This window comes from uncultured Nostoc sp. (genome assembly GCF_964245575.1).
GTDB lineage: Bacteria > Cyanobacteriota > Cyanobacteriia > Cyanobacteriales > Nostocaceae > Nostoc.
On the sequence record NZ_CAXTNP010000390.1, the window covers coordinates 1 to 5,696 of the forward strand.

At 43.3% G+C, this 5,696-nt stretch carries 7 protein-coding genes; 4 read left to right on the forward strand and 3 right to left on the reverse strand.

Going from position 1 to position 5,696, the window contains the following annotated elements:
* The coding region (locus tag ACFFAP_RS35160) for a hypothetical protein (RefSeq protein WP_375515547.1) at window positions 1-322 on the reverse strand (322 nt) is incomplete at its 3' end.
* 168 nt (window positions 323-490) lie between these two features.
* Here ACFFAP_RS35160 and ACFFAP_RS35165 point away from each other — a divergent pair.
* Both ACFFAP_RS35165 and ACFFAP_RS35170 read left to right on the forward strand, forming a co-directional pair.
* On the forward strand, window positions 491-1,033 hold the full coding sequence (locus ACFFAP_RS35165) for a tetratricopeptide repeat protein (protein WP_375515548.1): 543 nt from the start codon (window positions 491-493) through the stop codon (window positions 1,031-1,033).
* Between the two features lie 536 nt (window positions 1,034-1,569).
* A complete protein-coding gene (locus tag ACFFAP_RS35170) occupies window positions 1,570-2,478 on the forward strand; it encodes a DUF3153 domain-containing protein (RefSeq protein ID WP_375515549.1) in 909 nt (302 codons plus the stop codon).
* Window positions 2,479-2,504: 26 nt separating this feature from the next.
* Here ACFFAP_RS35170 and ACFFAP_RS35175 read toward each other — a convergent pair whose 3' ends face one another.
* Window positions 2,505-2,879 carry a winged helix-turn-helix transcriptional regulator gene (locus ACFFAP_RS35175; RefSeq protein ID WP_375515550.1) on the reverse strand — a complete coding sequence of 125 codons (375 nt, stop codon included), beginning with the start codon at window positions 2,877-2,879 and terminating at the stop codon, window positions 2,505-2,507.
* 148 nt (window positions 2,880-3,027) lie between these two features.
* On the opposite strand from ACFFAP_RS35175, the gene ACFFAP_RS35180 reads away from it, so the two are divergent.
* Entirely contained in the window at window positions 3,028-3,645 is a 618-nt protein-coding gene (locus ACFFAP_RS35180) for an FMN-dependent NADH-azoreductase (protein ID WP_375515551.1), read from the forward strand.
* Between the two features lie 99 nt (window positions 3,646-3,744).
* Here the strand turns inward: ACFFAP_RS35180 and pdxH are convergent, their stop codons facing one another.
* Window positions 3,745-4,389: a pyridoxamine 5'-phosphate oxidase gene (gene pdxH, locus ACFFAP_RS35185; RefSeq protein ID WP_375515552.1), complete on the reverse strand. Its 645-nt coding sequence runs from the start codon at window positions 4,387-4,389 to the stop codon at window positions 3,745-3,747.
* Window positions 4,390-4,517: 128 nt separating this feature from the next.
* On the opposite strand from pdxH, the gene ACFFAP_RS35190 reads away from it, so the two are divergent.
* Window positions 4,518-5,600: an AI-2E family transporter gene (locus tag ACFFAP_RS35190; RefSeq protein WP_375515553.1), complete on the forward strand. Its 1,083-nt coding sequence runs from the start codon at window positions 4,518-4,520 to the stop codon at window positions 5,598-5,600.
* Window positions 5,601-5,696: the final 96 nt, after the last annotated feature.

Below are 5,696 nucleotides of genomic sequence, written 5' to 3' on the forward strand. Positions count from 1 at the left end.
AAGTTGGATTAATCAGCGTGGAATTTCTCAAGTTCTGCCTTACCTGGGGATAAGAATAATCGCGGAAATTATTATTGCGTTGTGGCATTAGTCCCGTTGCCGGGTCTACAGGCATAGGTGTGGGAATCGGACTACCATAAATAAAGGAACCAACAGCAGGCGATGTCTGACGACAAGCTGCTTTGCAGCTACGCCTAACTCCATAACCACCATCAATCACGATCACAGACTGGGCGGAAGCTGGAGTAATGGTTACACTCATCACTGCTAAAGTCATCCCTGCTAAGAGCCAGTTCAGTTGTGAATGCTTGATTTTCAGCATATTTTGCTCACCTGCATTTGATACCGGAATTTATAATCAGAAAATAGTCGCAGCTACTTAGTTAAAATTTTAGAAGTTATTTACTTTCAGATTGCCAGCTTTTGAAAAGATTCCAAAATGATTGCTGGCATTGGCAAAATTAAAACAATGCTGATTTGTGTATAAGCCGTGAGTGTAGAAAGTTTAGAAATTGCTAAAACCCGCTACCAGGCTGGGAAAGTTGCCTTTGAAAATGGGCAATACCGCGAAGCTGTAGAAAATCTAGAAAAAGCCAGCGCCCTGTTAGCTCGTAATTCTCGCCTTAGCGGCGAAGTAGAAATTTATCTGGTGACAGCTTATGAAGCAGCTGGACGCACCGATGATGCGATCGCTCTTTGCGAAAGACTTAAACGCCATGCCCATTTTGAAATTAGCAAACAAGCGCGACGAATGCTTTACATCTTAAAAGCACCAAAATTAAAAAGACCCAGCGAATGGATGACCCAAATCCCCGATTTGGGCGCACTATCTGATAATGAACTCAAAATTTCTGTACCTGCTAAGTCTACTAAATCTTCTGTGCAGCAAAAGCCTAAACCTGCCGAGCCAGAATTCGTTGACCTTAGTCAGGTCAATACCAGAGATAATCGCTTTATCTGGGTGGCGCTAATTGTTATTGGTTTAACCATCTCGTACTTGGTTTGGTTGAGTTTTTCAGGAACCCCTGGCTGATTCTAACAGGAGGATATTTCCGTGCTGGAGTTCCTTCCTGCCCTTGGAAAACATCCATCACTCAGCAATATAGTTCGGATAAGATCCCCCCGCCTGCGGCGACCCCCTTAAAAAGTGGGTAGAGGAATGAAAATAGACCCTTTTAAAAAGGGGATAGAGGAAATAGCCCCCCAATTTATCGGGGAGCCAGTCGCTCAGAGGGGTCTCCCCAAGTGGAGCGACTGGCGTGGGTTGGGGGGATCTTCGAGAGATAAACAAGTTAACCGAACCGTATTGCGCCGCCCAGTAGTAGAAGTCATTTCCAATTCGCAATTCACAATTCGCTTTTTCGCCCATTAATAATACTTCACGCATAAATGCGCTTGCTCTGAATATTGATACTACGTGTTTGGTTTTTTTCATAATTGAAATTAGGGGCTTTGACACGAAGGATGAATCAATTATCAATTACGTCCGCAATGGGCGAAAAAGCGAACTAAGAAAAAGCGAATTGTCCGGTCAAGATTAGTTAAAAAGTTTGACTTTTTGGGAGATTTATGATTTTAAATTCTTCAATTTTCGGAAAGATTTTCTTTTGGTTAATCAGACCATTTAGTTTTGTATTGACAAATATGAAATTTCTCTCACGACTGAATGGTCGAAATCGAATGAACCGCGTCTTTCCGATGCGAAATCCTATTCTGTGGCTAGTGCTGTTAACATCCTTGCTACTGACTGGCTGTGTTAAGTACGATGTAGGGCTTAACTTTGACAACTCAAATAGTGGCGAACTAGTACAGCATATTAAGTTAGGAGAACGGCTAACCAGTTTTAGTGGTGATTCTGTGTACGAATGGTTAAACAGCATAGAACGCCGCGCCCGTCAACTAGAGGGGAAAACACAGCGAGTTTCCCAAGAAGAAATCATTGTCACAATTCCTTTTAGTAGTGGTAGGGAATTGCAAGAGAAATTCAACGAATTCTTTAACTCCCGTGCGAATCAACCCTCTGAATCTGTAGAGAGCCAATCTGACTCAGAACTGCCGAAAATTGAATCAAATGTCCTCTTAGAGCAGAACAATTTTTTACTTTTAGTTAGAAATCGGTTGATTTATGATTTGGATTTGCGATCGCTGTCTCTAATTGCTAGCAAAGGTAACGTCCTGGCTAATGCGGGTTCAATTCTCGATTTGGAATTTAGCTTGAAGACTCCTTGGGGAGCCAAAAATATTCAACTAACTGAAACTGCGATTGAGCCAGAAAAAAATGGCAATCGATTAGTGTGGAAACTCCAGCCTGGTGAGTTAAACCACATAGAAACTGTTTTCTGGCTTCCCAGTCCCCTTGGTATTGGTGCGTTGCTAATTATCCTGTTTGTCTGGGGAGGATTGTACTTGAGATACAATTTCATGCCAGATCCTAGAATTCAGTTCTCTCCCAAAGCAGCAGCTATCCAGGAACAGTAGACTATTGACCTTTTCAATATTGTCAGTTAAGCCGATGTATTCTCCATCGGCTTTTTTACTTCACATTCAGACTCTTGTTCGCTACCATACCAACGTTCAGCAAGTGCATTGAGTTGATGAAGCACATCAATGAGTTCCTGACCACGTTTTGTAAGACCGTAAGTTACTTGGGGTGGAACAGTTGGTTCATAGTGGCGATAAATAATTTCTGCCGCCTCAAGCATCCTTAGTCTTTCCGTCAGAACTTTAGTTGAGATGCCCTCAACTAGGTGTTTCAATGCACCAAAGCGAGTAGGCCCACTATTACACAACACCCACAGTATATACATTGTCCAGGGCCCTGATAGTAAGGACATCAGAATACTAACAGGGCAAGTATCAGGATTTTTAGAGACAGACATTGATAAGTTGGCTAAAATTGTCCGACAGTTACTTTATGGTAACTACTTTACTTTAGTAACTAGTTACTTTTAGTATCTAATGTAATGCTTTGAAATAAAAACTCAAAAAAGTAAAAGCAGTAAATCCTAGCTAATCAGGAGATATTTGGTGGTAAACATTCTACATATTGATTCCAGCCCCCGTGGTGAGCGATCGCACTCCAGAGAACTATCTAAGGAATTCGTCAGTGGTTGGAGGGCAGCACATCCTGAAGATGCGATCGCCTATCGAGATTTAGGGCATTACCCAGTTCCTCACGTTGATGAAGCTTGGATTGCGGCGGCATTTTCACCACCAGAAACCCATACCCCAGAATTAACTGAGGCAATCAGGATTTCTGACGAACTGATTGATGAGTTTTTGGCAGCCGATCGCTACGTCTTTGGAGTACCAATGTATAACTTCAATATACCTTCCACTTTTAAGGCTTACATCGACCAAATCGTTCGTGCTAACCGGACTTTTGCTATAGATGCTCAAGGCTTTAGAGGGTTAGTCGAGGGTAAAAAAGCGGTGATCATTACAGCTCGCGGCGGCGACTTTAGCGCGACCTCCCCTTTCATTGCCTACGACTTCCAAGAACCCTACCTGCGGGCTATTTTCGGCTTTATTGGAATTACAGACATTCAATTTATTAACGCTAATAGCCTGAACGAAGGTGATGCCCGTACCCAATCTTTATCAGAAGCACGGGCAGCAATTCAAAATTTGATCACTCAGTGGTAATGTGATGCGGGGCATTGGGAATTGGGCATTAGGAAAGAGGAAAGAGGAGGGAGAAATTCTTTAATTTTAAATTTTGAATTTTGAATTGATTTCTCCCCTTCACGGTGACAACCGCTCTATTTTCCAAGTGTCATTATCTAAACGGCTATAGAGCAAGCGATCGTGCAGACGACTGGGGCGGCCTTGCCAAAACTCAATTTCTGTGGGGATCACTCGTAAGCCTCCCCAATGAGGCGGTCGAGGAATCTCCTTATTTTCATATTTGCTCTTAAACTCCTGCAAACGTCGCTCAAGAACTTCTCGGCTTTCTATCACCTCACTTTGATTAGATATCCAAGCACCCAGGCGACTGTTGGCAGGGCGACTGTGAAAATACTGGTCGGACTCAGTTTCGGAAACTTTCTCCACATACCCCGAAATTCGCACTTGACGTTCCAGTTCTGCCCACCAGAACACTAAAGCCCCCTGAGGATTTTCTGCCAGTTCTTGTCCTTTGTGACTGTTGTAGTTAGTAAAGAAGGCAAAGCCCCGTTGATCAAAATCCTTGAGTAACACCATTCTGGCTGAGGGCTTACCGTCTGGTGTGGCGGTAGCAATGGTCATGGCATTAGGTTCTGGGAGTTGCGCTGCTAGTGCCTGATCGAACCATTTTTTAAATTGGATAAACGGATTGAGATCAACTTCAAGTTCGCTCAAACCTTCCAAGGTGTAGTCTTTGCGAAGGTCGGCTACGATTTTGTCCATTTTGATTTAATTCCTTTGTATTCAGATACGCTTATATATGTCATTGTTAAAAATATCTATGATGATGATTAGCACCATCAAGAATTTTACAAATTCTCTCAAGGAATATCTAAAATAGGTTGCATAAGATGCGCCGTTCGGCCTCCCTTCAACGCCTGTTAATTTATGGTCTAAGCGGCCCGATTATCGCTCTCAATATCTGGCTGCTGTCTGTGCTTTTTCGCTATTTTCAGCATCCCATTACTGTCTTGATCATTGCAGCGATTCTGGCTTTTCTACTAAATTACCCGGTTAAGTTCTTTGAACGTGCCCGGATCACGCGCACTCAGGCGGTGATCATAGTTTTACTTGCAACATTAACCCTGTTGGTGATTCTGGGCGTCACTCTAGTGCCGTTGATTGTTGACCAAACAGTTCAACTGTTAAATAATATCCCTGATTGGTTAGGCACGAGTCAAGCAAACTTAGAGCAGTTTGAGAAGCTGGCAAAACAACGACGTTTGCCAATTGATTTGAGGGTTGTGAGCCGTCAAATCAATGCCAACATTCAGAATGTAGTACAACAACTAGCTTCTGGTGCAGTGGGATTTGCTGGAACACTGCTCTCAGGATTACTTGACGTAGTGCTAGTCATTGTGCTTGCATTTTATATGCTTTTATATGGCGATCGCGTCTGGCATGGTCTGGTTAATCTTTTGCCCTCTAATATTGCAGATCCCCTCACCGCATCCTTGCGCCTAAATTTTCAGAACTTCTTCCTCAGCCAGTTGTTGCTAGGACTGTTCATGGTGCTAACCCTGACGCCAATTTTCTTAGTGATGAAGTTGTCCTTTGCCCTGTTGTTTGCCATATTAATCGGTATCTCGGAACTCATTCCCTTTATTGGGGCATCTCTCGGCATTGGTCTAGTGACGATTTTAGTACTGCTGCAAAATTGGTGGTTGGCAGTTCAAGTTGCCATAGCAGCAATTCTCATGCAGCAGGTTAAAGATAACTTGTTAGCTCCCAGGTTACTTGGCAACTTTATTGGGCTGAACCCCATCTGGATTTTCGTAGCTATTTTGATGGGATTTGAGATTGCTGGGTTGTTGGGGACACTTGTTGCTGTTCCCATTGCTGGTACTATCAAAGGCACTTTCGATGCGATCAAGAGCGGCAAGCAAAGTAACTTTGTATCAACTGTCACTATTGCTCATGACCCGCCCCCCTGATTAAGACGGCAGGGGGAGCAGGGCGAGCAGGGGGAGTTAAAACTTAAAGGTTCACCTTCACAAGCTCAACGTTCATCCTCAGAAGCTCAACGTTCA

What these genes read in the sequence shown, in the direction of transcription:
- ACFFAP_RS35175 (WP_375515550.1), bottom strand. Translation starts at nt 2,879, where the DNA reads ATGTCTGTCTCTAAAAATCCTGATACTTGCCCTGTTAGTATTCTGATG.
- ACFFAP_RS35190 (WP_375515553.1), top strand. Translation starts at nt 4,518, where the DNA reads ATGCGCCGTTCGGCCTCCCTTCAACGCCTGTTAATTTATGGTCTAAGC.
- pdxH (WP_375515552.1), bottom strand. Translation starts at nt 4,389, where the DNA reads ATGGACAAAATCGTAGCCGACCTTCGCAAAGACTACACCTTGGAAGGT.
- ACFFAP_RS35170 (WP_375515549.1), top strand. Translation starts at nt 1,570, where the DNA reads ATGATTTTAAATTCTTCAATTTTCGGAAAGATTTTCTTTTGGTTAATC.